Source organism: uncultured Tenacibaculum sp., from assembly GCF_947494125.1.
In the GTDB taxonomy this organism is placed as follows: domain Bacteria; phylum Bacteroidota; class Bacteroidia; order Flavobacteriales; family Flavobacteriaceae; genus Polaribacter.
Genome location: NZ_CANLTU010000003.1, coordinates 344,315 through 366,029, shown reverse-complemented (window position 1 = coordinate 366,029; position 21,715 = coordinate 344,315). Strand labels below are relative to the sequence as shown.

Below are 21,715 nucleotides of genomic sequence, written 5' to 3'. Positions count from 1 at the left end.
AAATTTTACACTTACATGGAGAACGATTTTAAAATGACGGCCATTACTATGGCAGGTTTAGAAGAAGTATTAGCAGATGAGTTGAGACTACTTGGAGCCCAAGATGTTAAAGAAGGAATACGTAATGTTTCCTTTAAAGGAGATACAGGGTTTATGTACAAAGCAAATATTGCTTTACGTACTGCAATTCGTATTTTAAAACCAATTAAAAGGAGTAAAATTTTTGATGAAGAAGATTTATACGAAGCAATACAACGTATAAAATGGGAACGTTATTTAGATGTTGAAGGAACTTTTGCAATAGGAGCAGTTGTAAATTCTAAGAATTTCACAACAAATTCTCATTATATAAGTTTAAAATCTAAGGATGCTATTGCAGATTATTTTGTACATAAGTATAAGAAACGTCCGAATGTAGATTTAAAATATCCGGATGTGAAAATTCACATACACATTCATAAAGAGTGGTTAACTATTTCTTTAGATTCATCGGGAGATTCACTTCACAAAAGAGGGTACAGGAGCGCAACTAATATAGCACCTATTAATGAAGTTTTAGCAGCTGGTTTAGTTTTATTATCTGGATATAAAGGAGAAGAAAACTTTATAGATCCAATGTGTGGTTCTGGAACAATTTTAATAGAGGCAGCTATGATTGCTAATAAAATTCCAGCAAATATAAATCGTAAGCATTTTGCTTTTGAAAACTGGAAAGATTATGATGAAGATTTGTATTTTGTTATTCAGGATTCACTATTAAAAAAAATAACAAGTTCTCATTTTAAAATAATGGGATTTGATAAAGCTCCTTCTGCTGTAAATAAAGCAAAACAGAATGTTATTAATGCTAATTTAGAAGAGTTTATTGGAATACATCATGTAAACTTTTTTAATTCTAAAAAAGAAGTTTTTGGTAAAACCACTATTTTATTTAACCCACCTTATGGTGAGCGTTTAAATATTGATGTAGAAGAGTTTTATAGAAAAATTGGAGATACACTAAAACATAACTACCAAGATTCAACAGCGTGGCTAATTACATCAGATGTACAGGCGTTAAAACATGTTGGCTTGCGTACCTCAAAAAGAGTTCCACTTAAAAATGCCGATTTAGATTGTCGTTTTGTAAAATATGAACTTTACGAAGGAAGTAAAAAAATGAAAAATCAAATTGATATAGAAGAATAAAAAAATCCGCTGATAACTTCAGCGGATTTTTTATGATTTTTGTAGTTAAGTATAAAAGCCAATTTAATATATTGTTATGTGTTGTTTGATGTCTTTTAAAGTAGTTATTTCATATTCTTTTGAAGCTGATATACAGCGATTAATTTTTAAATAATGCCATTTCATATTTTGAGCTCCTAAAATATCTGATTTAAAAGAATCTCCAACCATTAATATCTCACTAGGTTTACTACCTGATATTTTTTCTATCTCTTTAAATACTGTTTGATCTGGTTTTAAAGAACCAAAATCACAAGAGAAAATCATTTTTTCAAAAAAAGAATCAAGATTATTGAGAAAAAAAGGTTTTTTATAAGGAGATGCTAGGTTTGAGATTAAGTCCCTAAGAACATTGAAAACTTCTTCATAAATAATAATAGAATTTAATTCCTTTTCTAGGTCATTTTTGTTTTCGTCATATAATATACTAAACTCAATAGGTAAAATATTTTTTAATTCATTAATGTCGTTTTTCATTACTAGTTTGAAGTAAGATGAAAGATCTAAGTCAAAGCCATTCTGTGACGTTTTGTATAATTTAAAAAAGAAATGATTTGATTCTTTTATTTCAATTAAAGTATTATATAAATCAAAAACAATTATTTTAATATTATTCATTTTTAAATTTTAGTTAAGAATTTATATTAAAGGGTTAACGAAATTAGTGAGTTATGTAACAAGAATCAATATAATTTTTTAAACAAAAAAAAGACTCGCAATAAACTATTGCGAGTCTTTATATATTTTATAAGGAAATTAGTTTTTACTTTTCAATAAATGTTTACTAAAACTTCTACCATTTATTTTAGTGTACTTAGAGTCTATATCATAAGCTACTTCCATATTGGTAATGTCAAATTTACCATGAACTTTGGTGTATTTAATATTTAAATCTTCTTGAAATTTTACATTTCTAAAAGAAACACCATCATTAAATTCTGAATATTTGAAAATAGCACTTTCATTAAAAACAGAGTTTGAAAAACTTACAAACCTTTTAAATTCAGCATACTTAAATGTTGCAGGCTCATCAAAAAAAGTGTTTTCAAAAGTAATTTCTCTATCAAATTTTGCATACTTAAAAGTTGAGTCGTTGTTGAATTTTGTATTTGAGAAATCAGTATCGCTCTCAAAATCAGAGTATTTAAACATGGCTTTTTGTTTAAAAATACAATCTCTAAATGTTACAGTGTCTTCAAAATTAGCTATAAAAGTGTATCCACTTTTTTCATGAGGAATATATGCTAAAACATCATCGGAAAATGTACAGTTTGTAAAAGATACTTTATTCGTAATCTGCTTTTCAATAGTATTAGAACCACCATTATTCCACCAACGCTTTCTCTTTGGTAATTTAGGTAAAGCTTCATTCATAAAAGTAAAATCTAAAACCCCATTAATAGTAGCGTTAGAAATATTTACAGCTTTTCCGTTTTTAACGTCTCTAATAATATCTGAAGCGCTCACATTTTTTTGAGCAAAAGTTGTTAAGCAAAATAAAAATGTAGCTAACGTAATTATATTTTTCATTTTTTTGTGTTTTTAAGTTTATATCTAATAGACAACCTATAAAACTATTTTGTGACACTTTTATATACAAAAACAGCATTTAGTTGCCTAAATGCTGTTTTAAATATGTTTCGAAAGAAGTCTTAGTTTACAGAGTCAGCTAAACCAGCTCCAGCTTTAAACTTAACTACATTTTTAGCAGCGATTTGAATTTCTTTTCCAGTTTGAGGGTTTCTACCAGTTCTAGCAGCTCTCTCAGAAACAGACCAAGTTCCCCATCCAACTAAAGCAACTTTGTTACCATCCTTTAAAGACTTAGTTACGTTAGAAGTTAAAGAATCTAATGCAGCTTTAGCAGCAGCTTTTGAAATTCCTGCGTCAGCAGCCATAGCATCGATTAAATCTGATTTGTTCATAATTTTAATAAGTTTTAAAAATTAATTAATGTTTTATTGCTTAATAGCTCAACAAATATAGACGGAATGCGGGATTGTGCAAGAAATCACTCAAAAAAAACAAGGTTTTGTTAATAAATAGGGGGTAATTGTTAATAACCCCAGTTGTTTTTTACTGAAAAAGCTAAAAGCCTATAAACAAAGGGCTACAGCGCTTTTGAGTTTTCTTTAAACTGAAAACCGTTTAACAAACTTTTTGAATCCATTAATTTTTTACCTGAAATTTTAATTTGTTCTATAATAAGGTAACCTTCTTTTGTTGCTACTTTTAACTCTTTTTTTGAAGTAATAATAGTTCCATATTCTAAATTATGAGAAGATAACTCTTTACTAGCTCCATATATTTTAGCAGAAATTTCTTCATCTCCGTTTTTTATTGTCGTCCAAGCCGCTGGATATGGATTCAACCCACGAATATGATTATAAATATCTTCTAAAGGTTTAGACCAATCAATCTTACAATTAAGTGGATTCAACTTTGGAGCAGATTTTTCTTCTAATTCTGGCTGTTTAGTAGTTTGCACATCTCCTTTAGCTATTAAATCTACAGTTTCTGCGACTAAGTTTGCTCCTAGGTACATTAATTTATCATGCAGTTGCCCTAAGATTTCGTTATTTTCAATAGAAACTTCTTTTTGTAATATAATTTCTCCAGTATCAATTTTATCGTCAATAAAGAAAGTTGTTACTCCTGTTTTAGTTTCTCCATTTATAATAGCCCAATTTATAGGTGCAGCCCCACGGTATTCTGGTAATAAAGAAGCATGTAAGTTAAAAGTTCCAAAAGCAGGCATAGACCAAACAGTTTTTGGAAGCATTCTAAAGGCAACTACAATTTGTAAATTGGCGTTCCATTTTTTTAAATCTTCCTGAAATTCTTCATTTTTTAAATTCTTTGGTTGAAGAATTGGTAAGTTTTGAGAAAGAGCATACTTTTTTACTGCTGATTGATTTAGTTTACGACCTCTACCTGCTGGTTTATCTACCGCAGTAATTACTCCAACAACATTATAATCATTTTCAACTAGGTGTTTTAAAATGGTTACAGCGAACTCTGGAGTTCCCATAAAAACGATGCGTAAATCTTTCATTTATATTAAAAAGTATTTGTTGTTTATAACGTTAATTTTTTCTTCAGATAACAATTCGCGCAAAAGTATTAAAATGTTTGCTTCATTTAGCTTTAGAAGTATACTCATTTCCTGAACTGTTAATTCTTTATAATTCTTTAATAAAGTAATAATTTCATTAGAATCTATAGGTACTTTATGTTTGTTTTGTAAACAAACATCACAAATACCACATTTATTAGATGAGGTTTCATCAAAGTATGATAATAATTGTATGCTTCTGCAAACTGAATTGTTCTTTATAAAGGTAATTAAATCTTTATTTTTTTGTTCTTTCTGAGCTAAATAAAGTTTAATACTTTTTGATACATTATTAATGGTTCTATCATCCTCTCTAGGGTGAAGAAAAAATAATTCAGAATCATTAGTGGCTTTATTATATTCAACGAAACCATTATCCGACATACGCTCTAATTCTTTAATAACAAACCAAGAAGTAACACCTGTTTTTTTAGCAATATAAAACTCGTCGATTTTTACCGGATTTTCAAAAATACCACCATACAAACGTAATAGGCTTTGTATAAAGTTTTTTGAAGAAGGGTTTTTGTTATAATGAGATAAAATTTGTTTACTTGAAACAACAAATTGAACAGTAGATTTTTGATTAAAGTTATTATTTAATTCAATAATACTATTACTATTTAAAATTTGTAAAGCATTATATGTTTTATTGGCAGCTAACTTATATTTATTAGAAAACTCTAAAAGATTAAAATTAAAACTACTTTCAATAAGTTCTCCTTTGGCTATTTGAAAATGTTGATACAATTTTTGATGAACTATTTTTATTTCTTCTATAGTTGGTGAAGATTTTTTTAATAATTCTTTACTAAGTTTAATATCACTTTCATTGGTTAATGCAACTGAAAATGCTTTGTTTCCATTTCTTCCTCCACGACCAGCTTCTTGAATATAGTTTTCTATAGATGATGGTAAATTTAAATGAACAACTACACGTACATTGGGTTTGTCAATCCCCATTCCAAAAGCATTAGTAGCTACAATAATTGGAGTTTCTTCTCGCATCCAATTATCAAAAGAAATTTGTTTTTCTATGGATGATAATCCTCCATGATAAAAACTACTTTTAAAACCATTTGCATTTAAAAAGGAACTTATCTCTTTAGTTTTTACTCTAGAGTTTACGTAAACAATAGCAGGTGCTTTTGTTTTTGTGAAAATTTGTTTTAGTTTACCAAGTTTATTATCAGTTTTAAAAATTTGATAAGCTAAATTCTTACGATAAAAAGATTTTTTAAATACTTGAGGGTTTTCTATATCTAATGAACCAATAATATCATTAATTACCTTATTGGTTGCAGTAGCTGTTAATGCTATAATATTTGTGTTTGGATGTAAATCTTTTAAGATCGTAATATTTTGATAAGAAGGACGAAAATCGTGTCCCCATTCAGAAATACAATGCGCTTCATCTATAGCTATTAAATTTACATTGAGTTGCTTTATTTTTTCTTGAATAAAGCGAGATTGCAACCTCTCGGGTGATAGGTATAAAAACTTTGTTCTTCCAAATTTAATATTATCAAATAGAGTAATAATATTATCTTGAGAACTTCCAGAAGGAATTATGGTAGCTTTTATACCCTTGTCATTTAAATTAGTTACTTGATCTTGCATTAAAGCAACTAATGGAGAAATAACAATACAAACTCCATCTTTTAGTAAGGCAGGAATCTGAAAGCAAATAGATTTACCACCTCCAGTTGGTAATAAAGCAATCGTATTTTTTCCTTCTAAAACAGAAGAAATTATTTCTTGTTGAGGAAATCTAAAAGATGTATGTCCCCAGTATTGGTTTAATATTTTTAAAGATTCATCATACATTGTTTTTTAACGAGTGTAAAATAAAATCGCAACGTTCTTTCACAGTTCCAAAAGGAACATTAATAATCTCGTACCCTATTTCTTCGTAAGCTTCTTTTAAAAAAGTATCAATTTTTACAGCTTGTTCAAAGGTTTCGTAACGCTCGTTATCCGATTTATAAATGGCTTCCCAAGGCGCGCACATAAATACTTTATTATATAAATATTTATTACTTTTCTCTTTATAAATAGGAGGGTAATCGTTACCTAAAAAATTCATATAGGCATGAACATCAGGAATTCCTCTATCAAAAAATATAATAGAATCTTCATTTTTTTGAGCATCAAGATATTGTTGTTCTCTTCCTTCTAATAGCATTTGGCTAAACAATAAAGGTTGTTCTAAAAACAATTGATCTATTCCTTCTTTTTGAGCTTTAAGAGTTACTTCTCTTGATATTTCAGGCATACATTCATATCCTTGTTTTATAAACTCTCTTAAAATTGAAGACTTTCCAGTACCAGGACCTCCTATAATTACTATTTTTTGTTGCATGTGGCAAAAATAAAAGTTTCAATTTATAAATGTAATAAATAGTGTAATTTTGTTTTTCATCATTTTTAATACATTTTATGATGAAAAGTTTATTAAAAAATAAAAATATGTCAGATAGAGAAGCGTTTTATATTAAGTTAAAAGCACAATTAGAGGATACAACTAAGTTTCCTGCTAAATATTTATATAAATTTATTGTTCCTACAGATGGTAACCAAGTAGAAGAGGTAAAAGAATTATTTAATGAAGGCGGAGCTGTTATAGATACAAAAAAATCGAAAACAGGTAAATATGTTAGTGTTTCTATACATTTAAAGGTAAAAGAAGCAGATGAAGTAATATCATATTATAAAAAAGCAGAAGCCATTAAAGGAATAATATCGTTGTAAAATGAGAAAACAGTTTTTATATTTTTTCGTGTGTTTTGTAAGTTCAATTTCTTTTGCTCAAAAAGAAAAAGAGCTATTTCGAATTAATAACGAACCAGTAATGGTTTCAGAATTTAAACAAGTATATGAGAAAAATTTAGCTGTTTTAGAAGATGACGAATCTAAAGATATTGATAAGTATCTTGAGCTCTATATTAACTATAAATTAAAAGTAAAAGAAGCATATGGTTTAAAGCTAGATACTTTAAAAGCTTATAAAAGAGAATTAGAAGGTTATAAAAAACAATTAATAGCTCCATATTTACAGGATAATGAGTATTTAAATAGACTTATAAAAGAAGCTTATCATAGAACAACTAAAGAAGTTAGAGCGAGTCATATTTTAATTAAGTTTCCAAAAAAAAGGAAAGAAAAGGACACTTTAGTTTTTTATAAAAGAATAGAGGAGGTTAGAAAAAGGATATTGTCTGGAGAATCTTTTGAAAAAGTAGCAAAAGAAGCATCAGAAGATCCATCAGCAAAAATAAATGGAGGAGATTTAGGTTGTTTTTCTGCATTTACAATGGTGTATCCATTTGAAGATGCAGCTTATAAAACAAAGCTAAATGAGGTTTCTAAGCCGTTTAAAACAAGATTTGGATATCATATTTTAAAAGTTACAGGAAAAAGAGAATCTAAAGGAGAGTTTGAAGTAGCTCATATATTAATTAATAAAACGGAAAGAGGTAAAGAGAAAGTTGATTCACTTTATAAAGCATTAAAAACTGGAGCTAATTTTAATAAAATAGCTGAAAAATATTCAGAAGATAGAGGAACAGCTTCTTTAGGAGGTAAATTACCAAGATTTGGAACTGGTAAAATGGTAGAGAGTTTTGAGAATGTGGTAAGAAAATTAGAAAAAGAAGGAGATTACAGTAAGCCATTTAAAACTAAATATGGATGGCATATAGTGAAATTATTAAAAAAATACCCAGTTGGTTCGTTTGATGATATTAAAAATGAATTAACCAAAAAAGTGAAAAAGTCAAATAGAGCCGGTTTATCTAAACAAGCTGTATTGAATAAATTAAAAAAAGAGTATAAGATAGTTGAATATAAAAAAGCCCTTAACGTTTTTTTGAATACGAATACACATATGTTAGAAAACCAAAAGCTAAAAGAAGTTTTGTTTTCTATAAATAATAAAAAAGTATTGCAAAAAGATTTTATGAACTACATCGGTCATAAACATAATCATGATGTAAAAACGTTGTATGAGAAATTTAAGAATATTCAAATAATAGAATATTTTAAAAACGACTTAATAAACAAAGAGCCAGAGTATAGAAATGTTTTATTAGAATACAAAGAAGGGTTATTGTTATTTGATTTAATGCAACGAAAGATTTGGAATAGAGCATCTAAAGACACTTTAGAATTGAAAGAATTGTATAGATTAAATAAATCAAAGTACAAGAATAAAAAGTTTGAAGAAGTAAGAGGGCACGTGATGAATGATTACCAAAAGAAGTTAGAAAAAGAATGGGTTAAAAATTTGAGAGAAAATAATAAAATTAGAATAAGAGAAAGAGAATTAAAGAAGTTTAAAAAAACATTTAATCAATAAAAATGAAACAAATATTTTTTCTTATTGCGTTATTAATGATTGTTTCTTGTGATTTAATTAGTTTAAAAACTGAAAAATTTAGAGAAGATAAACCCATAGCAACGGTTTATAATAAAAATCTATATAAAAAAGATATAGAGAGTTTATTACCAAAAGGAATAACTACTAAAGATAGTTTGGTAATAGTAAAAGGATTAATTAATTCTTGGGCAAAACAACAATTATTATTAGCCAAGGCAGAAGAAAATATTTCAGAAGTAAATAGTGAAAAAATAGAGAGTTTAGTAAACGATTATAAAAAGAGTTTATATATAAATGGCTATAAAGAACGTTTAATAAAGCAACAATTAGATACAATAGTAACAGAGACTGAAATAGATTCTTATTACCAGAAAAATAAAGATAATTTTAAATTAAATGAAGAATTATTACAGTTTGAATATGTACATTTTGGTAAAGATTTTTTAGATAAAGAAGAGACGATAAAAAAGTTTAAATCTAATAAAGAAGAAGATAAAGAAGACTTAGAAAGCTATTTGTTAAATTTTAAATCTTACCGATTACAAGACTCAACTTGGGTAACAATAGATTATCTAAAGAAAAGTATTGCTCCATTTCAGAGAGAAACGAGGCAAAATTTGTTAAAAATATCCAAATACATACAAAAAGAAGATAGTTTAGGAGTATATTTGGTCGCTGTAAAAAATATGTTACCAAAAAATGCTACGGCACCCTTAACATTTGTAAGTTCAAGGATTAAGCAAATTATTTTACACAAAAGAAAATTAGAATTAATTAGAGAGATAGAAAAAACGCTGATAAATGATGCAATTCAAAACAAAAACTTTAAAGAATACTAGTATTTTATTCACCTTTTTTTTAGCTAGTTTAGGAGTTGTAAATGCTCAACAGGCTAAAATAGACGGAGTAGCAGTAGTAATAGGTAAAAATATTGTTTTAGATTCTGACATAGATAAATTCAAACAAGAAGTTGAATTAAGAAGTGAAGGGAAGATAAAAATTTCTGACTGTGAAATGTTAGAAGAATTAATGCAGCAAAAATTATTAGCGCATCATGCAGTAATTGATAGTGTAACTGTTGCTCAAGCTGATATCGACTCAAGAGTTCAAAGAAGTATTGCTTATTTTACTAATGAGTATGGAAGTGAAGAAAAAGTAATTAAAGCTTATGGTTTTAATGATATTGAAGATTTAAAGAAAGAATTAGGTAGGGTTCAAAAAGAAAATCTTCTTATAGAAAAAGAGCAACAGAAAATTACAGAAAAAGTTGATGTAACTCCAGAAGAAGTTCGTGTTTATTTTAAAGGTTTAGAAGATAAAAACGAGTTACCAGAAATACCTGCTGAAGTAGAGATAGCTCAATTGGTGTTAAAAGCAGAACCAACTAAAGAAGAAAATGATCGTATTATAAATAAGCTTAATGAAATTAAAAAGCAAGTAGAAGGCGGAGCAAGTTTTAAATTAAAAGCAATTATAAATTCAGATGACCCAAGTGTTGCTCAAAATGGAGGTGCTATGGGGGTAATAACTAAAGAAACTGGTTTTGTAAAAGAGTTTAAAGAAGTGGCTTTTTCATTAGAAGAAGGAGAGATTTCTGAACCTTTTAAATCTCCTTTTGGATATCATATTGTTTTACTTAATAAAGTAAAAGGAAAAGGAAGAGATGTGTCTCATATATTAATGCAGCCAGAGATAGCAGACGAAAAGTTAAAAGAAACAAAAGAGCAAATTGAAAAAATTATAGCAGATTTAAAAGAAGGAAAAATAACTTTTGAAGAAGCTGCAAAGAAATACTCTGAGGATGAGGACACAAAAAATAACGGAGGTTTAATAATAAATCCATATACAAATGAAAAAACATTTGAGTTAACAAGAATGCCTCCAGATTTATTTGGTAGAATTAGTGAGCTTAAAAAAGGTGATTTATCGGATGTTTTTTATGATGAAACTCGTGAGGGGGAAAAAATGTATAAAGTTATATACTTAAAAAACAAAACAGAAACTCATAAGGCAGACCTAGTAAAAGATTATGTTAGAATGCAACAATTTGCTTTAGCAAAAAAGAAAGAAGAAGAAGTTGTTAAATGGTCGAAAGATAAAATCCAAGAAACTTATATAAAGTTAGGTAACGATTATAAAGCGTGTACTTTTAAAAAAGATTGGAAAAAAGAAAATAAATAAAAAATAATAATTTTATTATATTTATATTGTCATTCCCGCGAAAGCGGGAATCTCATTTTATAAAAGTTTGTAAAAAAATATTGTAATAAAAAAGTAATTTATGTCTGACGTAACTGCAGTAAACAATTTAGTTCAAAAGTATTCACAACTACAACAAGAAATAGGTAAAGTTATAATAGGGCAGCAAGAAGCAGTTAATTATACTTTATTATCAGTTCTTTGTGGAGGGCATTCTCTTTTAGTAGGCGTTCCAGGGCTAGCTAAAACATTATTAGTAAATACTATTTCTAATGTATTAGGTTTAAATTTTAGTAGAATTCAATTTACGCCAGATTTAATGCCATCAGACATTTTAGGAAGTGAAATATTAGATGAGAATCGTCATTTTAAATTTATCAAAGGTCCAATATTTTCTAATATTATTTTGGCAGATGAGATAAATCGTACACCTCCAAAAACACAAGCAGCCTTGTTAGAGGCAATGCAAGAGAAATCAGTTACAATAGCAGGACATCATTATAAGTTAGATTTACCATTTTTTGTATTAGCAACTCAAAATCCAATAGAACAAGAAGGAACATATCCTTTGCCAGAGGCTCAATTAGATAGGTTTATGTTTTCTATTAATCTTGAATATCCAACATTTGAAGAAGAAGTAGAAGTAGTTAAAAGTACAACATCAATAATTAATCAAAATGTGAATGCTATTTTTTCTGCAGAAGAAATTATTGAAGTACAGAAATTAATTAGAAAAATTCCTGTTGCAGATAATGTAATAGAATATGCAGTTGGTTTAGTCGGTAAAACAAGACCAAAGTCAGATAAATCTACTGATTTAATTAAAAAGTATATTGATTGGGGAGCAGGACCAAGAGCTTCTCAAAATTTAATCTTAGCAGCTAAAGCACATGCAGCTGTAAAAGGAAAATACTCACCAGATATTGAAGATGTTCAAGCAGTTGCTATTCCAATACTATCACACAGGATAGTTAAAAATTATAAAGCAGAGGCAGAAGGAGTTACTATTAAAGAAATTATTAATTCGCTGTTTTAAAACAAAAAAGGAAGTTTCAATTTGAAACTTCCTTTTTTGTTTTTATCAAGTATTAAAAGACTAAGAAAACATTTTTGCAACTTTTTCAGCTTTCCTACTTTCAGAATAATCATAAAATCCTTCACCAGATTTAGCACCTAATTTTCCAGCCATAACCATATTTACTAATAATGGACATGGAGCATACTTAGGGTTTTTAAAGCCGTCATACATTACGTTTAAAATAGATAAACACACATCTAGTCCAATGAAGTCAGCTAACTGTAAAGGGCCCATAGGATGCGCCATTCCTAATTTCATAACGGTGTCAATTTCTGCAACACCAGCAACACCATTATATAACGTTTCAATAGATTCGTTAATCATAGGCATTAAAATGCGATTAGCAACAAAACCAGGGTAATCGTTAACCTCTACAGGTACTTTATTAATTTTTTTCGTTAAATCAACAGTAAAATCCATTACTTCATCAGAAGTATTATACCCTCTAATAATTTCAACCAATTTCATAATTGGCACAGGATTCATAAAATGCATTCCAATTACCTTTTCAGGTCTTTGAGTTACTGCCGCTATTTGAGTTATAGAAATAGAAGAAGTATTGGTCGCTAAAATGGTATCTTTAGGACAAGCTTCATCTAAGTCTTTAAATATTTTTAATTTTAAATTAACATTTTCTGTTGCAGCTTCAACTACTAAAGCAGCTTGTTGTACACCTTCTTTTATAGAAGTATATGTAGTAATATTATTTAAAGTATTGTTTTTATCTTCAACAGTTATTTTTTCTTTAGCCACCATTCTATCTAAATTCTTAGTAATGGTTGCAATTCCTTTATCTAAAGCAGCTTGTGCTACATCTATAAGTTGAACATTATATCCAAATTGAGCAAAAGTATGAGCAATTCCGTTTCCCATAGTTCCAGCTCCAATTACAGCGATATTCTTCATGTTGTATGTTTAGTTTTATATTTTATTTATAATGAGTTAAAAACAATCAATAATCATTTGAGCAACTCTTAAAGCTTCAGTTCCTTGGCTTAATGAAACTATTGGAGTTGTATCATTATTAATAGCATCAGCAAACGACTCTAATTCATCTAAAATAGCATTGTTTGGTGTAACTTCTGGGTTGTCAAAATAAATTTGTTTTTTCACACCTTCAGCATTTTGTAAAATCATGGCAAACTCATCAGGATTTTCAGGAACATCTTTCATTTTTACTATTTCCGAACTCTTTTCTAAGAAATCTACAGAAATATAAGCATCTTTCTGAAAAAAGCGACTTTTACGCATGTTTTTCATAGAAATTCTACTTGATGTTAAATTAGCTACACAACCATTTTCAAATTCAATACGGGCATTTGCAATATCTGGTGTTTCAGAAATAACAGAAACTCCACTAGCATGTACATTTTTCACTTTCGATTTTACTACAGATAAAATAATGTCAATATCATGAATCATTAAATCCAATACTACAGGAACATCAGTACCTCTTGGATTGAATTCAGCCAATCTGTGTGTTTCTATAAACATTGGAGTGTCAATAACATCTTTTACAGCTGTAAACGCTGGGTTAAAACGTTCAACATGTCCAACCTGACCACGAATATGGTTTTGACTAGCTAAAGTTCTAATAGCTTGTGCTTCTTGTAAAGTATTTGTAATTGGTTTCTCTATAAAAATGTGTTTTCCATTTTCAATAGCTTGCTTAGCACAATCAAAGTGAGATAATGTTGGAGTTACAATATCAACTACATCAACAGCATTTATTAATTCCTCTACAGAGTTAAATAATTTGTATCCAAACTCTTTAGCTACTTTTTGTGCATTTTCAGTAAAAGGATCATAAAATCCTACTAATTCGTATTTTTCTGATTGTTGTAACAAACGCAAGTGTATTTTACCTAAATGTCCTGCGCCTAAAACTCCGGCTTTTAGCATAAGTGAAAGATTATTAGTTATTTGAGTGTTTATATAAAAAGAAATGATTTATATAAAAATCAACGCTAACAAAGATACACTTTTGTAGAGATTTATTACTATTTTTAGCCTGTTGAAATTTTACTATTTGTGAGAGATACTACCAAACACCAAGGACTTAGAAATCAATTAGCAAGCGTTTTAGAGGCTAAAGGAATATATGATACGAAAGTATTAAATGCTGTACGAAAAATTCCACGACACTTATTTATTGATAGTAGTTTTGAGTCGCACGCTTATCAGGATAAAGCATTTCCTATTGCTGCCGAACAAACAATTTCACATCCTTTTACTGTAGCATTTCAATCACAAGTTTTAGAAGTAAAGCAAGGAGAAAAAGTTCTTGAGATTGGTACAGGATCTGGATATCAAACAGCGGTTTTATTAGAAATGAATGCTGAAGTTTATTCAATAGAAAGACAGCATGAACTATTTAAAAAAACATCTTTGTTTTTACCTAAATTAGGATATAGACCTAAGCGTTTTATTTTTGGTGACGGTTATAAAGGTTTACCTGAAGAAGCGCCATTTGATAAAATAATTGTAACAGCAGGGGCGCCATTTGTTCCTAAGGCTTTATTAGGACAAATTAAAGTAGGAGGTAAGTTACTAATTCCTGTAGGTGATAAAGAACAAATAATGACACTCTTTATTCGTAAATCACCAAAAGAATTTGAAAAACATGAATTAGGTGATTTTAAGTTTGTGCCGATGTTAAAAAAGAAGAATTAAAAAATCCGCCTAAAAAAGCGGATTTATTGAATTTGAATAAAAGAAACATCAACTTATTCAGCTATCTCAGTTGCATCAGCTACTATGATTTCTTGTTGATGTTGGTTTTGTTTGGTTTGATTAGTTTTTGCTAAACCACAAGGGCTTGTGCTTCCGCAAGAAGAAAAACCTACTAGACTAACTACACAAATTGCAATAAATACTATTTTTTTCATTTTTTTGGTTTTAAAAAATCAAATATACATATTTCTGATTAACTCACCAGAATCTTTCTTCCCATCAATAACGTTAAACTCAAGCATTTTATTTTGTATGCGAGTAATTAAATTTTTTGTTACTGGCTTTCCGTCATTCCATTCTGTAATAGATAACCATTCTTGAATGTCGTCTATTTGTTGTTCGTATCTGTGGGATAGTGTTTTATCAATGTTATCAATGTTTTTAAAGTTTGTAGTACAGTTGTTTATTATGTCTAAAACTTTTTTAACTTCATCAAAATTATTCTCTAATACTTCGTTACGAACTGCTATTACGAAACATGGCCAAGGTGTTGGGCAGTCTCCTAAGCGTCTAAACGTATTATTGTCTACCAAAGGTTTGGTTGTAAAGTGTTCCCACATAAAGTAATCAGCATCACCATTGGTTAAAGCATCTATACCACCTTGTAAATTACCAACAACTTTAAATTTTAGTTTATCTATATCCCATCCATTATTATGTGCATTTACTATGGCCATTAAATGAGAGCCTGAACCAAAACGACTAATAGCAACAGTTGCATATTCTAAATCTTCAATTTTTTTGAAAGATGATTTAGCGCCAACATGTATTCCCCATATTAAAGGGCTTTTTACAAAAGTTTGTGTAATCTTAGAAGGGTTACCATTAATAATGTCTTTAATAATACCTTCTGTAAGTACTATCGCAATATCAACATTTCCAGATCGTAAAGCTTTACACATTTCTCCTGTTCCTCCAGGAAAGTCTTGCCAACGTAAATTAATGTTGTTGTTTGTGTATTCTTTATTTTTTAAGGTAATGTACCAGGGATAATTGAAATGCTCTGGTACACCACCTACTTTTAATTTTAGCATCTACTCAACTAATTTATCTAAAGTATATAAAATTAAATCGGCAACAACTTGACCAGGGTTTTCACTAAAAGTACCATTGGCTCTATTAGCAATTAATGCATTCATAGATGCAGCATTATGGCCTAGTAACTTTGATAAACCATAAATAGCAGAAGTTTCCATTTCAAGATTTGTAATTCTGTTATCGCTATAATTAAAGCTATCAATTTTTTTGTTCAATTCAGCATCTTGCAATCCTAAACGAAGTACACGACCTTGTGGGCCGTAAAAACCACCAGCAGTAGCTGTAATCCCTTTATAAACTTTATCAGACATTAATTTATCTTCTAAAGATTTTCCGTTTGCAACTATTAAAGGGTATGATTTTTTAGAACTCCAACCTGTATGGTTTATAAAAGCTTCTTCTAATTCTGGATGTGCAATATTTTCTACTTGATATGATAATAACATTCCATTTAAATCTAACCCATGAGAACTTAATAAAAAGCTATTTACAGGAATATCAGCTTGTAACGAACCAGAAGTTCCAATTCTAGTAATATTAAGTTGCGTGTGCTTTTCTTTTACTTTACGTGTTTCTAAATCGATATTTACTAAAGCATCCAATTCATTAAGTACAATATCAATATTGTCAGGACCAATTCCTGTTGAAATTACAGTTAGCCTTTTACCTTTATATGTTCCAGTTGTGGTTTTAAATTCACGTTTTTGGGTAGTAAATTCAATAGAGTCAAAATGTTGTGTAACTTTATCTACACGATATTGGTCACCAACGAAAATAATATCGGTAGCTATATGCTCAGGCCTTAAATTTAGATGATATATACTTCCATCAGGATTTAAGATGAGTTCAGAATGTTGTATGTTCATTTATGATGTAATTTTTAACAGCTTATTTGTAGAATTTACATATAGATAGCTGTATTTTTTTGCGCCCCCAAGATACGAAAAATCAGAACGCATTTTAGCATAATAGTTTGTTTGATTATGCAATACTTTTTTTCCTATTTTATTTAATTTAACAGGGTTAAATGAAGAAAATAAATTTTTTAACTGATTTGTTTTGTTAATGTATTGAATATCACCATATCCGTAAACTTCTTGATTTACTAATAAATGATTTATAAGTTTATTCTTTGTCTCGAACGTATTGTTTTTAGCAGTTTTTAAAATATTATTTTCAATATAATTTAATCCATTATCTATAGATGGAAAACGAAGTAAATGAGCTTTTATCGCGTTTTCTAAATATACAAATGGTGATTTAGTATTGAATTTATGTGCGTTTTCAAGTTGTAAAGGACTGTCTGAACAATAAAGTTGCCATATGTAATCGGCATATTCAATATCATCTTGAGTAAGTAATATTCTTTTCTTAAAATGATCTTTTAATTGCGTGATAGATAATTCACTTAAACCTAATAATTTTTCACTATTTGCTACTTTTCCACTACATACTAAGGAAATTTGTTGGTTTTTTCTGTAGCGTTTTAACCAACTAATAACAGCTAGCATATTTATTTGACAAAACAAATCGTATTCAAACCATAAAACAATTTCATCTTGTGCTTTTTGATTACAAAGATTTCGATATTCTTTTAAGGTGTAATCAATGAATTTCCTTTTTGTTACCTTATATGACGATTTTAAAAAATCAAAACGAGTTTTCCAAAAACTTTCACTACCTACGTCAACCGATGTTTTGCCTTCGCATAACATCTCTCTCCATGTTATAATATCTCCTTTAAAATTTAAGTTTTTAAGCTGTAGAGTAGTTGTATCTCCGTTGGTAATGTGTAATAATGAGGATGTCATAATAATGAGGAATTCTTTTTTTTGATTTCTTCTATTGATATATAATAAACGTTCGTTTTTATACGTTATTATTAATTACCTGTATTTTAACAGTTTAAATTTTAAAAAAAAGAAAAGTGTCAAGAATAACCATTCTTGACACTTTAATAATATTAGCCTCCAACACGTTTTACTTTGAAGCCTTTATCTTTTAATATTTCCATTATTTGATCGCGGTAATCACCTTGAATAATAATTTTATCATCTTTAAAGCTACCACCAACACTTAGTTTGGTTTTAATTTCCTTTGCAAGCTTTTTAAAATCTTGAGTAGCCCCATTATACCCATCTAAAATTGTAACAGGTTTTCCTTTGCGCTTTTCATATTTACAAAGAATAGGATCCTCTTGAAGCCAAATTTCAGGTTTTTCTTCCGTAGGTTTTTCTTCAAACTGATGCTCTGGAAATAAGTTTTTTAATTGATCTTGAAAATCCATTAAATTACTTTTTTAATCCTAATTCACGTAAACGCTCATCTAAGAATTCACCAGCGGTAATATCTTCAAATTGTTTAGGGTTATTATCATCGATACAATTTTCTAAAACATCTAATTTCATATCAGAAACTGGGTGCATGAAAAAAGGAATAGAATAACGAGAAGTTCCCCATGATTCTTTTGGAGGATTTGTTACTCTATGTATAGTTGATTTTAATCTATTATTACTGTGACGAGATAGCATATCACCTACATTAATCATTAATTCATCTGGTTGTGCTATTGCATCATGCCAAACTCCATCATGATCTTGTACTTGTAGCCCTTTTCCTTGCGCTCCCATTAACAATGTAATTAAGTTAATGTCACCATGTGCAGCAGCTCTTTCTGCTCCTTTTGGCTCAGTCTGTATAGGTGGATAATGGATAGGACGTAAAATACTATTCCCGTTTTTAATATAATTATCGAAATAAGTTTCTTCTAATCCTAAGTGTAATGCTAATGAGCGTAATACGTATTTAGCAGTTTTCTCTAACATTTGATAAGTTAATTTTCCTGTTTTGTTAAATTCAGGAAGTTCTTTAACTTCTACATTATCTGGATATTCTTTAGCATATTTAGAATCAGCATCAACATACTGTCCAAAATGCCAAAACTCTTTTAAATCTCCTTCTTTTTTTCCTTTAGCAGATTCTTTTCCAAAAGAAACATATCCTCTTTGTCCTCCAATTCCTGGAATCTCATATTTTTCTTTTACCTCAGTTGGTAAATCGAAAAAGTTTTTAATTTCTTTATATAGATTGTCTACTAGTTCATCATCTAAAAAATGACCTTTCAATGCTACAAAACCAATAGTTTCATACGCATTACCTATTTCATTGATAAATTTTTGTTTTCTGCTTTCATCGCTAGATAAAAAGTCAGCTAAATTTACACTTGGGACTTTACTCATTGTTAATAACTTTTATAAAAATGATTGTAAAGGTATTAAAAACAAGGATAGTAATTAAAATTACTTATTAACAAAAGGTATTAAGTATGATAAAGTGTAGTTAAATCCGAAACCAGTATTGCTTTCAAAGACTCTGTTAAAGCCTGGGGCATATAGCGTTTTGAAATTTGTTTGATCATCTACACTTAGCATAATTTTATAAGAAAAACTTGCGCTTACAAAAAGGTTCTTGAAAGTTTCAACCTTTATACCTAGTTGGAATTCAGTCCAATGTGCGGTTAATCCAGTATCTGTAATTGGAGTTTCGATGGTGTTTGAAGGGAAATAAGTATTTCCTACATTTGGTTTATAGCTATGTAAAGTTTGATCGAAAAGAGCAAATCCATAACGCATTCCAACATAGATTTCATTATTCATATCAAGCCAATTTTCGTAAGCATTGTAGTTTAAACCTAGCTTAATGTAACTTCCTTTTGATGTTGACGTAGTAAAATCTTCAAAGGTTTTTTCTTTTTCATATCCTAATTCTGTGGCTGCATACCAATTTTTAGAAATACGATAATCTCCAACAATTTCAAGTCCGCTATAACTTTTATCTACAAAAGATAATGCTGGCTTACTGATGTCTACACCAATTCGTAAACCATAACCAGTTTTATAAGTTATCGTATCTTTTTTTATTTCGGAATTATTTGTTTTTTGAGAATATCCTTGTAAACAAACAATGATAAAACAAAGACTAATAATATACTTGTACATGAGCTTTTGTTTGATTATCGATATTAGTAATTAGTGAAGTAGATAAGTTATTAATCCAAGCTGTGTGTTCCAAGTTTACATCTTTAAAGATAACTCTATATCCACATGAACGAGAAACATAATCATCTTCTGGATTGTATTTTACAGTAAGTGTAGCGATTTGATTATTAACGATGTTACCATCAACACTATTCATCTTAAGCGTATAAATAGTTTCTTTTGCTAATGAATTTAGAGGAATAGCAATACTATCGGTAGTTTGATTCGTAAACAAGCTATCCGTTTTACCTTGTGCTATGATAGATAAACGTTGAACAGCTTTCAATTCATTGGTATCGTCTTTATCGTAAAAACGTAAAACTAAATTTGGTGTAACTGGATTCTGTACACAAAAATCATCCTTTTCACAAGAAAAGAATCCTGCTATTAGAATAAAAAATAAAATACACTTTTTCATTAAAAATTATTTTTCAAATAATACTACTGTTTCAATATGCGCGGTATGCGGAAATTGATCTACTAAACTAATCTTTTTTAGTTGATAACCATTATTTATTAACTCTTCGGTATCTCTTGCTTGAGTTGCTGGGTTACAAGATACATAAACCATTCTATCTGCATTTAGATTTATGATTTTTTTAAGTGTTTTTGGAGCAATACCAGCACGTGCTGGATCTAAAATAATAGTTCTTATTTTGTTTTTAAACTGAGGGTGCTCATTCAAAAATTTACCAACATCAGCAGCATAAAACTCTAAACCTTCAACATTATTTCTCTTTGCATTTTTCTTAGCATCTTCAATAGCTGAGGCTACAATATCTACTCCTACAATTTTTGTATTATTAGACTTTGAAGCTATTATTTGACCTATTGTTCCAGTTCCGCAAAATAAATCCATAACAACAGTATTGTCTATTGCTTCTTTGTTTTCTAACGCGTAATCTACAACTTTGGTATATAGTTTTTCAGCAGATTTTGGATTGGTTTGAAAAAAGCTTTTCATGCTTATTTCAAAGTTTAATCCTAATAACTCCTCTACAATTTTATCTTTACCAGTAATTAAATTAATACTTCCAGAAGTAGCTATAGTTCTATCACCAACTTCATCGTTAATAGTATGTAGTAATCCAGCTAAGCGTTCACCAAAAATATTTTTTAATAATTGAGCAAAAGCTTGTAAATCAAATTTTGGTAAATCATAAGAAGTGGTTACTAAATTAAATAGTAACTCATTAGTTTTGTATGATTTTCTAACTACAAAATATCTAAAGAAACCTTCTTTTTTTGGCCCATGCCAAGGAGCTAAACCAGTATTTTCGCAATATTCTCTAATTATTTTTAAATTATCTTCAACTTGAGCATCAAATAATCCAGAATCTTTATCTAGGTTGTCACCCATCCACCAAACACCTCTACGTTTAAACCCTAAAGTAAAGAAATCGTCATCTTTTTTATTTATACGATCGTAACCAATAGCAGAAAAACCATATTCCATTTTATTTCTGTAATGGAATACATTTGGAGAAACAATAAATTCATCAAATAAACCTTCAATATTTTCTACTTTACCAATTCTTTTAAACAAAGAAAGTGTGCTCTCTTTTTTATATTGATGTTGTAAGTCAATAGGTAATTGAATGTATGGTGCTCCTGGAATATCTTGATATGGAACTTCTACTTCATTTTCCGAAGGTTTTAAAACTTCAACAAGTTTACATTCAGCATATTTCTTTTTTGATTTTGTTACACGCGCCTTTACCAATTGACCTGGCAAAGTATTAGGAACAAAAACAACAAAAACTCCTTCATCTGAACGAATTCTTCCAATTCCTTTTCCTCCAAAGGCATAATCTTCAATTAAAATTTCTAATTCTTGATTCCTCTTAACAAACTTATTTCGTTCTCTACGTGGCATTGTAATCTATAATTTATGGTTTGCAAAATTAGGA

Annotated in this window: 24 protein-coding genes; 7 read left to right on the top strand and 17 right to left on the bottom strand. The window is 29.0% G+C overall.

Features of this window, described 5'->3' with window-relative positions; translation table 11 throughout:
• Nucleotides 1–15: 15 nt before the first annotated feature.
• Nucleotides 16–1,188, top strand: coding sequence for a THUMP domain-containing protein (locus Q0881_RS08410; protein WP_299158888.1), 1,173 nt, complete (start codon nt 16–18; stop codon nt 1,186–1,188).
• Nucleotides 1,189–1,251: 63 nt separating this feature from the next.
• On the opposite strand, the gene Q0881_RS08405 is transcribed toward Q0881_RS08410, so the two are convergent.
• The 6 genes from Q0881_RS08405 to Q0881_RS08380 all read right to left on the bottom strand — a co-directional run bounded on the left by Q0881_RS08405 (nt 1,252) and on the right by Q0881_RS08380 (nt 6,704).
• Nucleotides 1,252–1,845 (bottom strand): HAD family hydrolase, encoded by a 594-nt coding sequence (locus tag Q0881_RS08405; protein WP_299158885.1) that lies wholly within the window; start codon nt 1,843–1,845, stop codon nt 1,252–1,254.
• A gap of 138 nt (nt 1,846–1,983) precedes the next feature.
• Complete coding sequence (locus Q0881_RS08400; protein WP_299158882.1) at nt 1,984–2,757, bottom strand: pentapeptide repeat-containing protein; 774 nt, start codon at nt 2,755–2,757, stop codon at nt 1,984–1,986.
• Nucleotides 2,758–2,879: 122 nt separating this feature from the next.
• On the bottom strand, nt 2,880–3,152 hold the full coding sequence (locus Q0881_RS08395) for an HU family DNA-binding protein (protein ID WP_299158880.1): 273 nt from the start codon (nt 3,150–3,152) through the stop codon (nt 2,880–2,882).
• A 185-nt stretch (nt 3,153–3,337) separates the two neighbouring features.
• Nucleotides 3,338–4,282, bottom strand: a complete 945-nt coding sequence (fmt, locus tag Q0881_RS08390) for a methionyl-tRNA formyltransferase (RefSeq protein WP_299158878.1) — start codon at nt 4,280–4,282, stop codon at nt 3,338–3,340.
• The gene (locus Q0881_RS08385) at nt 4,283–6,169 is read right to left on the bottom strand and encodes an ATP-dependent DNA helicase RecQ (RefSeq protein ID WP_299158876.1); all 1,887 of its coding nucleotides are present in this window, start codon (nt 6,167–6,169) and stop codon (nt 4,283–4,285) included. It lies immediately after the preceding gene.
• The gene (locus Q0881_RS08380; RefSeq protein WP_299158873.1) at nt 6,162–6,704 is read right to left on the bottom strand and encodes an ATP-binding protein; all 543 of its coding nucleotides are present in this window, start codon (nt 6,702–6,704) and stop codon (nt 6,162–6,164) included. Before Q0881_RS08380 ends, Q0881_RS08385 begins: the two co-directional genes overlap by 8 nt.
• Before the next feature lie 107 nt (nt 6,705–6,811).
• On the opposite strand from Q0881_RS08380, the gene Q0881_RS08375 reads away from it, so the two are divergent.
• From Q0881_RS08375 to Q0881_RS08355, 5 genes are all read left to right on the top strand, one after another.
• Nucleotides 6,812–7,093, top strand: coding sequence for a DUF493 family protein (locus Q0881_RS08375; protein WP_299158870.1), 282 nt, complete (start codon nt 6,812–6,814; stop codon nt 7,091–7,093).
• Between the two features lies 1 nt (nt 7,094).
• A complete protein-coding gene (locus Q0881_RS08370; RefSeq protein WP_299158869.1) occupies nt 7,095–8,699 on the top strand; it encodes a peptidylprolyl isomerase in 1,605 nt (534 codons plus the stop codon).
• A 2-nt stretch (nt 8,700–8,701) separates the two neighbouring features.
• Nucleotides 8,702–9,559 carry a hypothetical protein gene (locus tag Q0881_RS08365; RefSeq protein WP_299158866.1) on the top strand — a complete coding sequence of 286 codons (858 nt, stop codon included), beginning with the start codon at nt 8,702–8,704 and terminating at the stop codon, nt 9,557–9,559.
• A complete protein-coding gene (locus Q0881_RS08360) occupies nt 9,522–10,901 on the top strand; it encodes a peptidylprolyl isomerase (RefSeq protein ID WP_299158863.1) in 1,380 nt (459 codons plus the stop codon). Before Q0881_RS08365 ends, Q0881_RS08360 begins: the two co-directional genes overlap by 38 nt.
• Before the next feature lie 100 nt (nt 10,902–11,001).
• Nucleotides 11,002–11,955 (top strand): MoxR family ATPase, encoded by a 954-nt coding sequence (locus Q0881_RS08355; RefSeq protein WP_299158860.1) that lies wholly within the window; start codon nt 11,002–11,004, stop codon nt 11,953–11,955.
• A gap of 60 nt (nt 11,956–12,015) precedes the next feature.
• Here the strand turns inward: Q0881_RS08355 and Q0881_RS08350 are convergent, their stop codons facing one another.
• Nucleotides 12,016–12,903 (bottom strand): 3-hydroxybutyryl-CoA dehydrogenase, encoded by an 888-nt coding sequence (locus Q0881_RS08350; protein WP_299158857.1) that lies wholly within the window; start codon nt 12,901–12,903, stop codon nt 12,016–12,018.
• Between the two features lie 36 nt (nt 12,904–12,939).
• Nucleotides 12,940–13,899, bottom strand: coding sequence for a Gfo/Idh/MocA family oxidoreductase (locus Q0881_RS08345; protein WP_299158854.1), 960 nt, complete (start codon nt 13,897–13,899; stop codon nt 12,940–12,942).
• Between the two features lie 129 nt (nt 13,900–14,028).
• Here Q0881_RS08345 and Q0881_RS08340 point away from each other — a divergent pair, with 129 nt between their 5' ends.
• Nucleotides 14,029–14,670 (top strand): protein-L-isoaspartate(D-aspartate) O-methyltransferase, encoded by a 642-nt coding sequence (locus Q0881_RS08340; RefSeq protein WP_299158852.1) that lies wholly within the window; start codon nt 14,029–14,031, stop codon nt 14,668–14,670.
• 53 nt (nt 14,671–14,723) lie between these two features.
• Here the strand turns inward: Q0881_RS08340 and Q0881_RS08335 are convergent, their stop codons facing one another.
• The 9 genes from Q0881_RS08335 to rlmD all read right to left on the bottom strand — a co-directional run bounded on the left by Q0881_RS08335 (nt 14,724) and on the right by rlmD (nt 21,681).
• Nucleotides 14,724–14,885 carry a hypothetical protein gene (locus tag Q0881_RS08335; RefSeq protein WP_175578764.1) on the bottom strand — a complete coding sequence of 54 codons (162 nt, stop codon included), beginning with the start codon at nt 14,883–14,885 and terminating at the stop codon, nt 14,724–14,726.
• Nucleotides 14,886–14,903: 18 nt separating this feature from the next.
• Nucleotides 14,904–15,764 carry a substrate-binding domain-containing protein gene (locus Q0881_RS08330; protein WP_299158849.1) on the bottom strand — a complete coding sequence of 287 codons (861 nt, stop codon included), beginning with the start codon at nt 15,762–15,764 and terminating at the stop codon, nt 14,904–14,906.
• Nucleotides 15,765–16,634: a nucleoside phosphorylase gene (locus tag Q0881_RS08325; RefSeq protein ID WP_299158847.1), complete on the bottom strand. Its 870-nt coding sequence runs from the start codon at nt 16,632–16,634 to the stop codon at nt 15,765–15,767.
• Nucleotides 16,635–17,579: a DUF1835 domain-containing protein gene (locus Q0881_RS08320; protein WP_299158845.1), complete on the bottom strand. Its 945-nt coding sequence runs from the start codon at nt 17,577–17,579 to the stop codon at nt 16,635–16,637. It abuts the gene before it with no gap.
• A 152-nt stretch (nt 17,580–17,731) separates the two neighbouring features.
• Nucleotides 17,732–18,055 (bottom strand): translation initiation factor, encoded by a 324-nt coding sequence (locus Q0881_RS08315; RefSeq protein ID WP_299158842.1) that lies wholly within the window; start codon nt 18,053–18,055, stop codon nt 17,732–17,734.
• Nucleotides 18,056–18,059: 4 nt separating this feature from the next.
• Nucleotides 18,060–19,007, bottom strand: a complete 948-nt coding sequence (locus Q0881_RS08310; protein WP_299158840.1) for a 2-oxoglutarate and iron-dependent oxygenase domain-containing protein — start codon at nt 19,005–19,007, stop codon at nt 18,060–18,062.
• Nucleotides 19,008–19,067: 60 nt separating this feature from the next.
• Nucleotides 19,068–19,766, bottom strand: a complete 699-nt coding sequence (locus Q0881_RS08305; RefSeq protein ID WP_299158837.1) for a DUF6048 family protein — start codon at nt 19,764–19,766, stop codon at nt 19,068–19,070.
• Nucleotides 19,747–20,223, bottom strand: a complete 477-nt coding sequence (locus Q0881_RS08300; RefSeq protein WP_299158835.1) for a DUF6452 family protein — start codon at nt 20,221–20,223, stop codon at nt 19,747–19,749. The genes Q0881_RS08305 and Q0881_RS08300 overlap by 20 nt, the downstream gene beginning before the upstream one ends.
• Nucleotides 20,224–20,229: 6 nt before the next feature.
• Nucleotides 20,230–21,681, bottom strand: coding sequence for a 23S rRNA (uracil(1939)-C(5))-methyltransferase RlmD (rlmD, locus tag Q0881_RS08295; protein ID WP_299158833.1), 1,452 nt, complete (start codon nt 21,679–21,681; stop codon nt 20,230–20,232).
• Nucleotides 21,682–21,715: the final 34 nt, after the last annotated feature.